Below are 13,821 nucleotides of genomic sequence, written 5' to 3' on the forward strand. Positions count from 1 at the left end.
CACTTATTGAATAAGACATTGAAAAAGCAGGGTGAGCCATGGATAAACGCGCGAAAAAGCGCTTCAGCTCATCAAAGAGCTTAAGAAATCAGGACAGACCGCTCTCTCCCGATTTGAAGGAGAACTTCGATAATCTGACTTTATTAACAGAAGGCTGCTCAGACATCGTATTTAGACAATTTAACTTTGGAAACGTGCTGTGCGGATTTATTGTTTATATCGAAGGAATTGTAAAATCTGAACATATACAGGCTCACGCCCTCCGACCTTGCTTGAGGGATTTGATGGGAATTTGATGGGGATCAGATAGATGAACATAAAGAAAAGCTGCAAAATACACTATCGATTTCAAGCATTGCGGCAGAAACGATTTTAAGCAAAGGGGCTGTTTATTTGCCGACGGGCATTCAAAATGATTGATCTTGAAGATACGGACTTTCCTTCTTACATTCAAAAATCGACCTGAAAGCCATGTAACACCAACCGGCATGTTTTCGTCGTATCCAGCTTTTGGTTCTTTCTAAATACAAAGCAGCTGATCGACTTTAACAGAATCAAGCCGATCATCAATGTATTGATTTCCTTTTTGCTGCTTTTATTCATCTTTTTGATCATCAAAAGCAAAACGATGTTCGCCGCCAAAGCAAAACACTAAGAATTTTTGGCCTCTTTTGTCTGATAAACAGAGTTCTGTTTTGTTTTTCCTCTATCTTTCAGATAATACTGTTCAGATGTAAAAAATTCGGTATATAACGCTTTTACCTTTCTGCTCAATAACAACAGTGCAATCACATTCGGAACGAGAATAAAAGCCAATGCTAGATCCAGAAAGCCCCAGATGGCTTTTGCTCCGCCAGCAGCACCTATGATAATAGCCGCTAAATAAACGAATTTGATCACATGTCCTGCCAGCCGCCCGAACAGAAATTCAGCTTGCTTAACGCCGTAAAAAATGACAACCATAATGGTCGAGACAACAAAGAAAACGAGGGAAATCGAGACGAAGTACCCTCCTCCAGAACCGAAATAGTGCTGAAATGCAGCCGTCGTCAGTGCCGCCGGGTCATTTGAGGCATTCTTCCCTGTCCAGACTCCGGATGCAAGGACGACAAAAGCCGTGGTGGTGCAGATGATCAAGGTGTCAATTACAATGCCGATCACAGACCAGAACCCTTGCCTCACAGGGTGATCAGTCATTGCCGCCGCATGTGCAATCGGGGCTGTTCCCATTCCTGCTTCATTAGAATACAGCCCGCGGGCGAATCCCCAGCGAACGGTTTCAGCCAGTGCAGCACCTGCAAATCCTCCAACTGCTGAAGAAGAGGTAAACGCATTGGAAAAGATGAGAGAGAAAAATGCCGGCACTGATGAAAGATTCGTGAGAACAATTAGAAGACCAGCTCCCGCGTATGCCCCTGCCATAAGAGGCACGATAAACTCTGTTACTTTTCCGATCCGCTTGACCCCTCCTATCACCACTAACCCGATCAAAAATGCAATGCCGATTCCCACGTATATTTTATTGAAAGAAAACGTTTCGGCAAGTGAGACTGAAACCGAATTCCCCTGAACCATGATGCTCGGGACCAGCTCCACGATCAGCGCAACAGAGAAAAATACGCCGAGCCATTTCATGCGCAGCCCTTTTGTTATGTAATACATCGGTCCCCCGACAAATTCCCCCTGCTCGTTTTTTTCTCTGTAATGAACAGCAAGCACACTTTCAGAAAACTTAATCGCCATCGCAAATAAGGCAATAAGCCACATCCAAAAAACCGCTCCGGGACCGCCAAACATAATAGCAGCAGGAACACCGACAATGTTCGCCGCACCTATTGTTGAGCTAAGGGCTGACGTCAATGCCTGAAGCGGTGTGACTGTGCCCTCTCCCTTCGGCTTTTTTCCTACGCTGCCGATCGTTTGCTTCAAAATATATAACGGATAGCGAAATTGAAAACATTTCAGCAAAATGGTGAAGTACAATCCCGTCCCCGTCAGCAAGATGATTAGCGGCGGCCCCCACAGCCAATCAGATATTCTCTCTATCCATTCCAATAGTCGTTCCATCCCATCACCCTTTTTTCGTTTATGAGTTCATTTCCCCGCAGATGGAAAAACATAAACCTATAAGACTGAGAACTGCTGGAACATAAAGAGGATGGCTGTTATCAATCGCCATCCTTCAGACAGGATAAATCAGCTGGAAGAAGGTCTGTTTCGTCCAAGCCGGTCATATACTTTATTCTTATAAAAAGCGGACGCTGGCTTTGAAAACATGCCTTTTTTGTCGACAAGCTTATCAAGCATCATCTGCTTTTCTGTTTTTTTTCTCATTAGTTGCTCGCGTTCTTTGTCGTCATAGCACTTTGCGATTAAATGGTCGATGGTCATAAGCTCTTTTTTGAGCGCACCCTCGTCCTCTGCCATTCCCGCATTTTTTAACATACGGTAGCTCATGCGGAGCGATTCGGGCAAGTGTGCCGCGTCATCTTTTGGCAGCGGCTTTCCCATTCCCGGGAGGTTTTCAAATTCTCCGTCTTTGATGGCGCGCTTAATTTTATCTTCAGACACAATATGAGAAAAATCCATCCTTCCACCTCTTTTCATTTATAGCTTATATTTTATCATACAACCGTCAAAATACCATTTTATTCCTTGATTTCTAGAAAGAAACCTCTTTTTACATTTGGCAATATGTCAAGAAAACGTTGATTCGACGGCGTTTTTCGCCACTTTTACCATCGTACGATTTTCACTTTTCTAATCCGCCGATTCGTGTTATATTTGATACGTTCGTTTTTTCTATCGTTTCGCTCGAACTGTGATCGGAAAAAAGGAGTGTAACAATGAAAACATTTATTAAAGAAAGAGGACTGGCCTTCTTCTTAATCGCGGTCGTCCTATTATGGATCAAAACGTATGTCGGTTATGTCCTTAACTTCAACTTAGGAATAGACAACACGATACAAAAAATATTGCTTTTTGTGAATCCTCTCAGCTCAAGCTTGTTCTTTCTTGGCTTTGGACTTTTGTTCAAGAAAAAATTACAGCAGACAGCCATTATAGTGATTCATTTTTTAATGTCTTTTTTACTGTACGCAAACATTGTGTACTACAGATTTTTCAATGATTTTATTACAATTCCGGTCATTATGCAGGCTAAAACAAACGGCGGCCAACTCGGCGACAGCGCATTTTCGCTGATGAGACCGACTGACGCCTTTTACTTTATCGATACGATCATTCTGATCATCTTGGCGATTAAAGTGAACAAGCCTGCCGAAACGTCGAGCAAAAAATCGTTCCGAATCGTTCTTGCGTCTTCAATTCTGGTTTTCCTAATCAACCTGGCAGTTGCGGAATCAGACCGTCCTGAATTGCTGACAAGATCATTCGACCGAAACTATCTTGTGAAATACTTGGGAACGTACAATTTTACGATTTATGACGCTGTGCAGAATATCAAATCCAACAGCCAGCGCGCGCTTGCCGATTCAAGCGACGTGACGGAAGTTGAAAACTACATGAAAGCCAATTACGACGTGCCGAATAACGTGTATTTCGGCAAAGCGGAAGGAAAAAACGTTATTTATGTTTCTCTTGAATCTCTGCAGTCATTTATCATTGACTATAAAATTAACGGCAAAGAAGTCACACCGTTCTTAAATAAATTGGCACATGACAACGAAACGTTTTACTTTGATAACTTTTTCCACCAAACGGGACAAGGTAAAACATCTGATGCGGAATTTATGATGGAAAACTCTCTGTACCCGCTGGCTCAAGGTTCAGTTTTCGTAAACAAAGCGCAAAACACGCTTCAATCCGTTCCGGCAATTCTGAAGTCTAAGGATTACACATCTGCTACGTTCCACGGAAACACGCAGACGTTCTGGAACCGAAACGAAATGTACAAAGCGGAAGGCATCGATAAGTTCTTCGATTCTGCCTACTATGACATGAACGAAGAAAACACGAAAAACTACGGCATGAAAGACAAACCGTTCTTCAAAGAATCAATGCCGCTGTTAGAAAGCCTGCCGCAGCCGTTCTATACGAAGTTCATTACCCTGTCTAACCACTTCCCATTCGGAATGGATGAGGGGGATACAGACTTCCCGGCTGGAGACTTTGGTGACTCTGTCGTCAACAACTACTTCCAGTCAGCCAATTACCTTGATCAGTCCATTGAACAATTTTTCAATGACCTGAAAAAAGACGGGTTATATGATAAATCGATTATCGTGATGTACGGAGACCACTATGGCATCTCTGAAAACCACAATAAAGCGATGGCCAAAGTCCTTGGCAAAGATGAAATTACCGATTATGACAACGCCCAGCTTCAACGGGTGCCGCTCTTTATCCACGCTGCCGGCGTGAAAGGCGAGAAAGTTCATAAATATGCCGGAGACGTCGATGTGGCTCCGACCATTCTGCATTTGCTCGGAGTGGATACGAAAGACTATCTGATGTCCGGTTCTGATATTTTATCTAAAGAACACCGTGAAGTGATTCCGTTCCGTAACGGAGACTTTATTTCACCGAAGTACACGAAAGTGTCCGGCAAGTATTACGATACAAAAACCGGAAAAGAGCTTGATGAATCTGAAATCGACAAGTCAGAAGACTCACTCGTCAAGAAGGAACTTGAAATGTCCGATAAAATCATAAACGGAGACCTGCTGCGTTTCTACGAGCCGAAAGGCTTTACGAAGGTGAATCCTTCCGATTATGATTACACAAAACATGGCGAAGATTCTTCCGAAACGTCAACTGATGACGAAGATAAATAAGAAAAAGCAGAGAGGCTAGCCTCTCTGCTTTTTTTATTTCACCGCAGCTCTTAATTCCTCCGCCGCAAATTCCACATTTGGGCCAATGATCACTTGAACCGATTGCCCGCCTGATTTGACGACCCCTTTTGCGCCTGCTTTCTTTAACAGCGCTTCATTCACTAAAGCGGTATCCTTCACAGTCAGCCGCAGTCTTGTGGCGCAATGATCAATGGTTTGAAGGTTTTCTTTTCCGCCGAGCCCTTTCAGCATGATGTTTTCATTGACATCCTGAACTGTATTTTCATCCAGCACTTCATCAATGTCATCATCTTCCCGTCCCGGCGTTTTTAAATTCAATGCCTTAATCAGTACATAAAACACGATAAAGTATATTGCCGCATAGCATATACCTACCAGAAGCAGAAGCAGCGGTTTTTCTGCGATTCCGTAGCTGAGCACATAATCGATGGCTCCGGCTGAGAAAGAGAAACCTGTGCGGATGCCGAGCCAGTTGACGATAAATAAAGACAGCCCGGTTAAGACCGCGTGAACAGCGTATAAAAGCGGAGATAAAAACATAAATGCAAACTCAATCGGCTCCGTAATCCCTGTAATAAACGCAGTCAAGGCAAACCCGATCATCATTCCCGCCGTCGCTTTCCGTTTTGACGGCTTTGCAGTTACAACCATAGCGAGACATGCCGCCGGAAGACCGAACATCATGATTGGGAAGAAGCCGGTCATATATGTGCCCGCTGTCGGATCTTTCGCGAAAAAGCGCGCCAGATCACCTGTCACTCCGTTATATTCTCCGAATTGGAACCAGAAAATATTGTTCAGCACGTGGTGAAGGCCAAGCGGAATTAACAGCCTGTTGAACAGGCCGAATATGCCAGCCCCGATGCCGCCGAGCCCCAGCATCCATTCTCCAAACGCATTAATGCCCGATTGAATCGGCGGCCAGACAACTCCGAATATGCCGGCTAAAATAATCGTAATAATGGCTGTTACAATCGGCACAAGCCGTCTGCCGCTGAAGAATCCAAGATATTCAGGCAGCTTTGTATCCTTGAAGCGGTTATAGGTGTAACCGGCTATTAAACCAGCAATGATTCCCCCAAATACCGCCATGTTGTTTGTTTTATCAATTGTCTTTGTCGCCGCGTCAAGCATCAGATACGATATCGCCCCTGATAAACCCGCGGCCCCATTGCTGTCCTTTGAAATGCCGATGGCAATCCCGATCGCGAAAATAAGCGGCAGATGATCAAAAACCGCCGTCCCCGCTTGATAGATAAACGGGATATTAAATACATCCTCTCTGCCAAGCGCAAGGATTATTCCAACTGCAGGCAGAACCGCAATCGGGAGCATAAATGACTTCCCGAGTTTTTGTAAAAATGAAAGCATACCCATCCCCCTCATACCCTTTTTTTTCAAATATACCATATAAGATATCTAGTGATCTATACCAATTTTCCCGGAGTATTTCTTTTTTCCCAGGTCCGTGTGTTTCCTATTTTTAAGACAGTTGTGGTAAGCTTAATCTAGATTATTTAAAAAGAAAGCGGGAATGACAGATGATTGTAACAAACGATCAAGAATTAGAAGGCCTGAAAAAAATCGGAAGAATCGTCGCGCTGGCGCGTGAAGAAATGAAACGGAAAGCAGAGCCCGGAATGAGCACAAAAGACCTTGACCTTATCGGAAAAGCCGTGCTTGATGAGCACGGGGCCGTTTCAGCTCCTGAGAAGGAATACGACTTTCCGGGCGTGACATGCATCAGTGTAAATGATGAAGTGGCTCACGGCATACCAAGCACCTCAAAAATTTTAAAAGCCGGAGATCTTGTGAACATTGACATCTCCGCTGAATTTGGCGGCTTCTATTCCGACACAGGCATCTCATTTGTGCTCGGTGAAGGAGAAGAACGCCTTCATAAGCTTTGCCAATGCGCAGAAAACGCTTTTCAAAAAGGGCTGCAGCAGGCAAAAGCAGGCAAGCGCCAAAACCAAATCGGAAGAGCCGTTTATCATGAAGCACGCTCTCAAGGCTTTACCGTCATCAAAACCCTGACCGGCCACGGAATCGGCAGAAGCCTGCATGAAGCGCCGAACCACATCATGAACTATTATGATCCGTTCGATAACGCGCTTTTCAAAAACGGCACAGTCATCGCGCTTGAACCGTTTATTTCAACGAAAGCGGAAACGATTGTTGAAGCTGGAGACGGCTGGACGTTCAAGACACCGGATAAAAGCATGGTTGCCCAAGTTGAACACACCATCGTCATCACAAAAGATGAACCGATTATCCTGACAAAACTGTAAAACACATTCCGGGCTGCCGGATGGTTTAACCTCCGCCAATTGCAGGTAAAGCATCACTATTCTGCAGGAGGAGGTATTGCAATGAACAGAGATCAAGAAAAAATCCAAATTGAAAACGAAATGAATGCAATGCATGGCACAACAAAAGAAGAAATTTTAAAAGACTTCGAGGAATTTAAAGACTACCTGAAAAAACAAGTTAACCGAGGCAAAAAGCTGGGATTGGATGACGGCAAGCTTGTGAAAAGCGCCGCGATCCTGGGAGACTACCTCAAGAAGCATGAAGAGCCGCAAAACAGTGAAGAAATGCTGCTGCAAGAGCTTTGGAGCGTTGCGGACGAAGATGAAAAACAACATTTGGCACAGCTGCTGGTCAAATTGGTTGATAAACAATAAAAACACGAGCCGGGCACATATGCTGCCCGGCTTTCTTGATATTGTCACAGCCCGGCTCTTCCAGATATGCTACACTACTATTATGTCTGTGAAAGGAGCCTTTATCTGCATGTGGTTTATTATTTTCGGCATCATTTTTTTCATTGAAGGCATCATTATGACCGTTTACGGCGTGAAGAAAAAAAACGGGATGCTCACATATATCGGCATTGTGTTCAGCATTATGACATTTGGCGTTGTCATGATGAAACTAACTGGCCATTAAATCATATTCAGCTTTACTCCGCATATACATACAGAAGAACATTCGTACAGCTAGTGCGAAAGGCTCAGTTTTTCCCACATCTCTTTTCAGCATCTTTTCATGGATGTTACAATGCCAATCGTTTGGTAAAATCCTCTCCATTGGGAGAGATAGGGAAAGGAGTTTTCTGACATGCATTACGGCAGTAAAGGCTGGTATGTGGCAGAATTAAAAAAGCAGGGGATCACGCACCATGAAGGAAGAAAGCTTCAAAGCTATAAAACCTATTTTCTTGCCAACCTGCTTGAAACAAAGAAAAAACAATCTTAAAAATGGTAAAGCCGCGCACGTTGATATGCGCGGCTTTTTTTCTATTCAGCGGGCTGCAGCCTGTCCCTTTTTTTCATAAATGACGCTCTCCAGCTTTCCGACAGTGCGTCTTCAATTAAAATCCGCTCAATGGCAGCAAGATTTTTTGTGTCATGGTAGTTGATACGGTTTGCGAATTGGACTGAGATGCCTGCCGCTCCTCTGGACAGCAATTCCAGTTTGGCGCCGGGAGCCACTCTGCCCTCTTCCAGCACGCGAAAATAAAAGCCGGTATAGCCGGTTTGCTGAACCTTCAGCACCATTTCCTTTACCCCAAACTTTTTCGCCAGCTTTACACACGGCTGGCGCGGCTGGCTGACCTGAACAACAGCTTCATCAAGCTTGAACACATCCCCGATGCAAACGTTCTCCTCGGTCAGGCCCGTGACCGTCAGATTTTCACCAAATGCGGCGCTTGGCAGCTGTCTTGAGAGGAACTCTTCCCAATACGGATAATGCTCCGCCGGGTAGACACAGACAGCCTTATCAGGTCCGCCGTGATTGACGAGATCCGCCTGTCCGTCTCCTTCAAAATTCTCCCGATACAGCATGACAGCGGAATCAGCCGGCCGCTTCATGATGCCGGTTTCGATTTTCTTTCCGTCATATTCAAGCGTCTGCGGCTTGCCTAGATTAAGAGAAAGAACTGAATAATGCGCTGGTTTCATACAAACACATCCCCTTTACAGGTTGTAAAATGATTGATTATCATAAAAAGAAAAGGTGGTTTTTACATGCTTCAATACCGAATCGTTGTAAACGGCCGGGTTCAAGGTGTGGGCTTTCGCTATTTTGTTCAAATGGAAGCCGATAAGCGAAAACTGGCCGGCTGGGTCAAAAACCGAGATGACGGCCGTGTCGAGATTTTGGCAGAAGGCCCGGAAAACGCCTTACGATCGTTTCTTGAGGCTATAAAGAAAGGCAGCCCTTTCTCAAATGTTACCGACGTCTCTGTCACTGAATCCCGCAGCCTTGAAGGCCATCACCGTTTTTCCGTAGTTTACTCGTAAGGCTTATCCTGATAAAAGTAGTTTGGCTTAACGATTGTGTTGTCATAGGAACGGTGGAAGATATGAGTGGCAGCGGGTGAAATCGGCGGAATCAGCCACGTCCAGTCCCCCGTCAGCTTTCTGCCCGCTTCTTCCTCCTGTTCTTCAAACCGTTTAAACTGGCTTGCCGCGGTATGATGGTCAACGATGCTGACACCCTGCTTTTTATACGAGTGCAGCACAGCTTTATTCAATTCAACAAGCGCTTGATCCTTCCATAAATCCGTATTGTAATCAGTAGAAATGCCGATAACGGACGCGACTTTTTTGAGCTTGTCGTACCGCTTTTCATCTGCCAGGTTTCTCGCTCCGATTTCCGTGCCCATATACCAGCCGTTAAACGGCGCGGCATTATAATGAATGCCCCCGACCTCAAGCTTCATATCAGAAATAATCGGCACCCCGTACCATTTCAGCTCCAGATCAGAAAACGCTTCGATATCCGGATGTGTGATTGGAACCTCGATCACAAGTGAACGCGGCAGGTCATACCAGACCGGCTGTTCGTCGCCTTTCATGCGAAAAATGAGCGGCAACAGGTCAAAATCCGTTCGCTCTCCGCGCCAGCCGAGCTCTTCGCAGGCTGCGGTCAGGAAACGGGAAGCCGGGTCGCCGATTCTTTCTCCGTCTGATTCATATCCAGCGTACCGGATCAGCTGATGATTCCAGATCTCGACTTGCTTTTCACCCTTCTCTTCCGGAGGGAAAATCGTAATGGTAGGCCTGATTTTCCCGTTATTGGTGGCGGTTTCAATATGATGCAAGAGGGCGTCACGCACTTCTTCCTTCGTCCGGACGTCACGTCTGTCGATGACATTCAGCGAATTCCAGAACAATCTGCCGATGCAGCGGTTGCTGTTTCTCCAAGCCATTTTCGCCCCGTGCGCAAGCTCTTCCTTCGTATGTACATAGCTTCCGGTCCGGTCAATTTCACTTTTAATGCTATCTAGACGGTCTTTCACTTCCTCTTCCTTTCCCAATTCCTGATAGCATGCGGCAATAAACGCTTTCGCTTCGTTCCAAAGTATTTCTTTTTCTTCCAACAAACTCTCCCCTTCAAATCGCATTCATGCTTTTCATTGTATCGTTTTTAAGCCGGAAGACAAATGATTTTTCTGTATCTTCTTGGAAAACAATAAAAAAACACCCGCGTGTGCGGGTGTTAAAGAGACGCTAAACGATTTGCCAATTCAATTAAGTCACTGCGAAAGTTTTTGCCGGTCATCGGTATGCCATGCCCGGTCAGCAGTGCTTCCGGTTCAAGGCCGGCAAGCTTCTGAATGGATTCGGCAGCCGTCTCTGTGTCAGGCGTGAAATAAGCCGGCGGCCCATGAAGCTCCTGTTTCTGAATCAAGACGTCTGCCATTTTCTCCTGTTCCACGGTAATGACAGCATCGCCTGCCACAAGCACGCGTCCGTCCTCGCGGAATAACGAAATATGGCCCGGCGTGTGTCCCGGAGTCGCAATCCACATCCACTCTTCAAGAAACGGTACAGAGCCGTCTTCCGGCAGTGTCTGCACATGTGAGGAAATATCGATGGAGTGCCGCGGAAACAGTGGCGACAGCTTGGCAACCAACCCGCTCTTGCTGTCAGGACGAGCCGGAGGATAATCCTCTTTACCTGTTACATAAGGCATTTCCCGAGAATGGACATACACAGGAACATCCCAATGCTCAAGGATCCCTTCGATTGCCCCGATATGATCAAAGTGCCCGTGTGTGAGGATAATCGCCTTCAGCTGAAAATCATCGCCGAATCTTTGTTTGGCTTCACTTACAATCATGTCGGCTGATTGAGGCATGCCCGCATCAATTAAAACAAATGAGCGAGGTTCAGAAGGCAGCTGAATAAAATAGACATTCGCAATTTGCACGGTCAAGCCGTGCACCCCTTTTGCCGCTTCGTACCCCGTTCCGCTTCTGACCGAAGTCAGCGGCATATAAGGATCACTCATGATGACACCTCCGGTATGTTGTATGCCGTTAGTGTGTGTCATTACGCTTGAATTATCATACGGAAATAGAGATCGCACCGATCAATAGAGCGATAGCCGTCATAACGATCACTGCGAGAACCGCCCATTTCAATGCGAATTTTTGATGGTCGTCAATAGAAACCCCCACAAGTCCGACAAGCAAATGAGTAGACGGCACAAGCGGGCTCAGCATATGAATCGGCTGGCCGATGATAGAAGCTCTGGCAATTTCCACTTTATCAACACCGTATGCGACAGCCGTTTCTGATAAAATCGGCAGCACCCCGTAGAAATATGCGTCATTCGGCATCAGAAATGTGAAAATACCGCTGGTTAAGGCCACAATCGCCGGGATCAATCCGCCCATTTGTTCAGGAATCATCGACACAAGTGAAATCGCCATTTCATCAACCATTTTGGTGCCTGTCAAAATCCCCGTAAAAACCCCTGCCGCAAAAATCATTGAGCCAATAGCCAGCACGTTGCTGGAATGCGCCGAGATGCGCTGTCTCTGATGCTCAAGGTTTGGATAATTCACAATCAGCGCAATACAGAACGCAATGACAAACAGTACGGTTAAACTGACTTTCCCCGATACTAAACATCCTATCAAAGAAAGCGTTAACAATAAATTGAACCACCAAAGCTTCGGCCGTTTGCACTCATCTTCAACCGCAGCCGCAGGTTCATTGGCATTGGCCGGCTGTTTCAGTTCAATCACCCCAAGGCGCTTCCGTTCCGCTTTTCCAAGCACGTACGCAACAGCAACCATACAAAGCATCCCGCTTGCGATGACAGGAATCATCGGCCCTGTAAGTTCAGCCGGATCAACCCCCAGCGCGCTCGCCGCCCGCGGCGTTGCGCCTCCCCACGGAATCGTGTTCATGATCCCCATGCCGACTCCCGCGATTCCCGCCAGGATAATCGGCCGGATGCCAAGCAGCAAATAAAGCGGAAGCATTGCGCTTGTCGTAATCATATACGTGGTCGAGCCATCTCCGTCCAAGGCGACGAGCATCGTAAGAACCGCTGTCCCGACAACAATTTTTAACGGGTCGCCTTTGACCATGCTTAAGATTTTGCCAACCATCGGATCAAACAGCCCTGTATCAATCATAATCCCAAAATATAAGATCGCAAACATAATCATGACCGCAGTCGGCGCTACCTGCTGAATCCCCGAAATCATCATGTCCCCGACTTCAGTAAATCCAAATCCGGCGATCAGCGCAAACACAATCGGCGTCAAAACTAACGCGGTCAGTACAGAAAGCCGTTTTGTCATGATCAATGCCATAAACACGAGCATCATGAGAAAGCCTAAGATTGCTAACACACCCATTCCCCCTTAAATGAATCCGCTTACATTTTTTTCTCCCTTACTCCCCTTTTTGTCTTGCCTTTTTGCCATCGTATGGGAAAAACATTCGCAAGTAAATAATTTGGTTTTTTTGTATTTTTAAATTTTTAAAACCTTTTTGTTCTTTTTGATCATTTCTGGGCACATAAAAAGATAGCGTGATTGAAAACCCTTGAAGTCTAGGAAAGGCGAGCATTGGAGCAGACTTTTACAGGATGTGATGACGGCGGGGTTTAGGCAGGGCGCCTGAGCGATTAGCCGTCGTTCCTTTCATAACTGGTAAGCACCGACGCGCAGGCTTGACTATGAATGCGAGGGTTTGTCGACACGAAAAAAATCCCGGAATGCCGGGATCTTAATTTCCTGTCATAATGCTTTGATAAAAAACGGATTGCTGGTCAAGAAACCGTTTCGTTTCCCTGCTGTTCAAATAAAAGCTTTCCCAATCCTGTTCGTTTATTTTTCGCTTCCACTCAGGCGAGGATGTGACCTTCTTTAGCGCTTGATCCCAGTAAGAAATCTCTTCCTCCGACATGTTTTTCGGGCCCAAAACCCCTCTCCAATGAGAAAACACAAACGGGATCCCCTGCTCCTTCCACGTCGGAACATCAGGAAAACCTGGAAGCCTTTTATCAGACGTTACAGCAGCTAATGTGATATCGCCGTGCCGCTCATATGGTTTCGCTTCAGATAGTGTCATTGAAGCCGCTTCTATCTCATGTCTGAACAGCGCCTGAATGAGCTGCTCACTGCTGTCATACTGCAGAAATTGAATGTCAAAAGGGTCAATGCCGTACATATCAGCCGCTCTGACAAACGAGAGCTGATCATCATTGCCAAGCCCCGGCGCAAAGCCGATTTTCACCTTGCCGGGATGCATCTTAATCTCATTCAGCAAATCCTTGCCGTTTGTTAACGCTGATCCTTTTGGCAATGCAACAGTCTGCCATTCCTTGGAGAGAATGGCGAGCGGAGTAAAATCGTCCGTTTTTAATTTGCTTTGCCCGAGAAGATCATTGCTCAGGATTAAACTGGACGTCATGCTGATGGTCTGTTTACTGCTTTCATTGACATATTTCCAGCCTTTCTCTCCCCCGCCGCCGGGTTTATAGACAACATGAACCTCACCCTTCACGATCTGCTTCTGCCTCAGAACAGATTGGATCGCCTGCGCTGTGACATCCCAGCCGCCAGAAGGCTCAGCGGGGACGACAATTTCAATTGGCCCGTCTGGCAGGCGCGGCGCAGCCGCCTGCCTGATGTCCCCCTGCATAAAGATCAATAGAGCAATCAATAGGATCATATACTTTTTCATAT

Annotated in this window: 14 protein-coding genes and 2 pseudogenes; 8 read left to right on the top strand and 8 right to left on the bottom strand. The window is 46.0% G+C overall.

Annotated elements, in window-relative coordinates:
* Positions 1-70 precede the first annotated feature (70 nt).
* Together BSI_RS0121330 and BSI_RS22435 are read left to right on the top strand one after the other, a co-directional pair.
* Positions 71-413: pseudogene (locus BSI_RS0121330) on the top strand (spore germination protein); the annotation flags it as partial.
* A 16-nt stretch (positions 414-429) separates the two neighbouring features.
* Positions 430-655: pseudogene (locus BSI_RS22435) on the top strand (endospore germination permease); the annotation flags it as partial.
* On the opposite strand, the gene BSI_RS07225 reads toward BSI_RS22435, so the two are convergent.
* Entirely contained in the window at positions 652-2,067 is a 1,416-nt protein-coding gene (locus BSI_RS07225; protein WP_003239872.1) for an alanine/glycine:cation symporter family protein, read from the bottom strand. The pseudogene BSI_RS22435 and the gene BSI_RS07225 overlap by 4 nt on opposite strands.
* Before the next feature lie 129 nt (positions 2,068-2,196).
* A complete protein-coding gene (locus tag BSI_RS07220) occupies positions 2,197-2,589 on the bottom strand; it encodes a DnaJ family domain-containing protein (protein WP_003239874.1) in 393 nt (130 codons plus the stop codon).
* A gap of 257 nt (positions 2,590-2,846) precedes the next feature.
* Here BSI_RS07220 and ltaS point away from each other — a divergent pair, with 257 nt between their 5' ends.
* Positions 2,847-4,796, top strand: a complete 1,950-nt coding sequence (ltaS, locus tag BSI_RS07215; protein WP_003239876.1) for a lipoteichoic acid synthase — start codon at positions 2,847-2,849, stop codon at positions 4,794-4,796.
* Between the two features lie 33 nt (positions 4,797-4,829).
* Here ltaS and nagE read toward each other — a convergent pair whose 3' ends face one another.
* The gene (nagE, locus tag BSI_RS07210) at positions 4,830-6,188 is read right to left on the bottom strand and encodes an N-acetylglucosamine-specific PTS transporter subunit IIBC (RefSeq protein ID WP_003239878.1); all 1,359 of its coding nucleotides are present in this window, start codon (positions 6,186-6,188) and stop codon (positions 4,830-4,832) included.
* Between the two features lie 170 nt (positions 6,189-6,358).
* On the opposite strand from nagE, the gene map reads away from it, so the two are divergent.
* The 4 genes from map (at position 6,359) to BSI_RS07190 (ending at position 8,078) form a co-directional block, all read left to right on the top strand.
* Complete coding sequence (gene map, locus BSI_RS07205) at positions 6,359-7,108, top strand: type I methionyl aminopeptidase (RefSeq protein WP_003233698.1); 750 nt, start codon at positions 6,359-6,361, stop codon at positions 7,106-7,108.
* 81 nt (positions 7,109-7,189) lie between these two features.
* Complete coding sequence (locus BSI_RS07200; RefSeq protein WP_003239880.1) at positions 7,190-7,504, top strand: DUF3243 domain-containing protein; 315 nt, start codon at positions 7,190-7,192, stop codon at positions 7,502-7,504.
* A gap of 109 nt (positions 7,505-7,613) precedes the next feature.
* Positions 7,614-7,769 (top strand): hypothetical protein, encoded by a 156-nt coding sequence (locus BSI_RS07195; RefSeq protein ID WP_003239883.1) that lies wholly within the window; start codon positions 7,614-7,616, stop codon positions 7,767-7,769.
* 171 nt (positions 7,770-7,940) lie between these two features.
* The gene (locus tag BSI_RS07190; RefSeq protein ID WP_003239885.1) at positions 7,941-8,078 is read left to right on the top strand and encodes a YflJ family protein; all 138 of its coding nucleotides are present in this window, start codon (positions 7,941-7,943) and stop codon (positions 8,076-8,078) included.
* A 41-nt stretch (positions 8,079-8,119) separates the two neighbouring features.
* Here BSI_RS07190 and BSI_RS07185 read toward each other — a convergent pair whose 3' ends face one another.
* Complete coding sequence (locus BSI_RS07185) at positions 8,120-8,785, bottom strand: MOSC domain-containing protein (RefSeq protein ID WP_003239887.1); 666 nt, start codon at positions 8,783-8,785, stop codon at positions 8,120-8,122.
* Positions 8,786-8,851: 66 nt separating this feature from the next.
* Here BSI_RS07185 and BSI_RS07180 point away from each other — a divergent pair, with 66 nt between their 5' ends.
* Entirely contained in the window at positions 8,852-9,127 is a 276-nt protein-coding gene (locus BSI_RS07180) for an acylphosphatase (RefSeq protein ID WP_003239889.1), read from the top strand.
* Here the strand turns inward: BSI_RS07180 and nosA are convergent.
* The 4 genes from nosA to BSI_RS07155 all read right to left on the bottom strand — a co-directional run bounded on the left by nosA (position 9,118) and on the right by BSI_RS07155 (position 13,819).
* Complete coding sequence (nosA, locus tag BSI_RS07175) at positions 9,118-10,209, bottom strand: nitric oxide synthase (protein ID WP_003239891.1); 1,092 nt, start codon at positions 10,207-10,209, stop codon at positions 9,118-9,120. The genes BSI_RS07180 and nosA overlap by 10 nt on opposite strands.
* Positions 10,210-10,328: 119 nt before the next feature.
* Positions 10,329-11,123, bottom strand: a complete 795-nt coding sequence (locus tag BSI_RS07170; protein ID WP_003239893.1) for an MBL fold metallo-hydrolase — start codon at positions 11,121-11,123, stop codon at positions 10,329-10,331.
* Between the two features lie 55 nt (positions 11,124-11,178).
* Entirely contained in the window at positions 11,179-12,480 is a 1,302-nt protein-coding gene (citM, locus tag BSI_RS07165) for an Mg(2+)/citrate complex secondary transporter CitM (protein ID WP_003239895.1), read from the bottom strand.
* A gap of 379 nt (positions 12,481-12,859) precedes the next feature.
* Positions 12,860-13,819 (bottom strand): tripartite tricarboxylate transporter substrate binding protein, encoded by a 960-nt coding sequence (locus BSI_RS07155; protein WP_003239899.1) that lies wholly within the window; start codon positions 13,817-13,819, stop codon positions 12,860-12,862.
* Between the last annotated feature and the right edge of the window lie 2 nt (positions 13,820-13,821).

Origin of the sequence: Bacillus inaquosorum KCTC 13429 (genome assembly GCF_000332645.1) — a bacterium.
GTDB lineage: Bacteria > Bacillota > Bacilli > Bacillales > Bacillaceae > Bacillus > Bacillus inaquosorum.

Excerpts from the sequence above, each read along its gene's own strand:
- BSI_RS07190 (WP_003239885.1), top strand. The coding sequence starts at position 7,941 with ATGCATTACGGCAGTAAAGGCTGGTATGTGGCAGAATTAAAAAAGCAG.
- map (WP_003233698.1), top strand. The coding sequence starts at position 6,359 with ATGATTGTAACAAACGATCAAGAATTAGAAGGCCTGAAAAAAATCGGA.
- BSI_RS07170 (WP_003239893.1), bottom strand. The coding sequence starts at position 11,123 with ATGAGTGATCCTTATATGCCGCTGACTTCGGTCAGAAGCGGAACGGGG.
- BSI_RS07220 (WP_003239874.1), bottom strand. The coding sequence starts at position 2,589 with ATGGATTTTTCTCATATTGTGTCTGAAGATAAAATTAAGCGCGCCATC.
- nagE (WP_003239878.1), bottom strand. The coding sequence starts at position 6,188 with ATGCTTTCATTTTTACAAAAACTCGGGAAGTCATTTATGCTCCCGATT.
- BSI_RS07185 (WP_003239887.1), bottom strand. The coding sequence starts at position 8,785 with ATGAAACCAGCGCATTATTCAGTTCTTTCTCTTAATCTAGGCAAGCCG.
- BSI_RS07225 (WP_003239872.1), bottom strand. The coding sequence starts at position 2,067 with ATGGAACGACTATTGGAATGGATAGAGAGAATATCTGATTGGCTGTGG.
- BSI_RS07195 (WP_003239883.1), top strand. The coding sequence starts at position 7,614 with ATGTGGTTTATTATTTTCGGCATCATTTTTTTCATTGAAGGCATCATT.
- BSI_RS07180 (WP_003239889.1), top strand. The coding sequence starts at position 8,852 with ATGCTTCAATACCGAATCGTTGTAAACGGCCGGGTTCAAGGTGTGGGC.
- ltaS (WP_003239876.1), top strand. The coding sequence starts at position 2,847 with ATGAAAACATTTATTAAAGAAAGAGGACTGGCCTTCTTCTTAATCGCG.
- BSI_RS07200 (WP_003239880.1), top strand. The coding sequence starts at position 7,190 with ATGAACAGAGATCAAGAAAAAATCCAAATTGAAAACGAAATGAATGCA.
- BSI_RS07155 (WP_003239899.1), bottom strand. The coding sequence starts at position 13,819 with ATGAAAAAGTATATGATCCTATTGATTGCTCTATTGATCTTTATGCAG.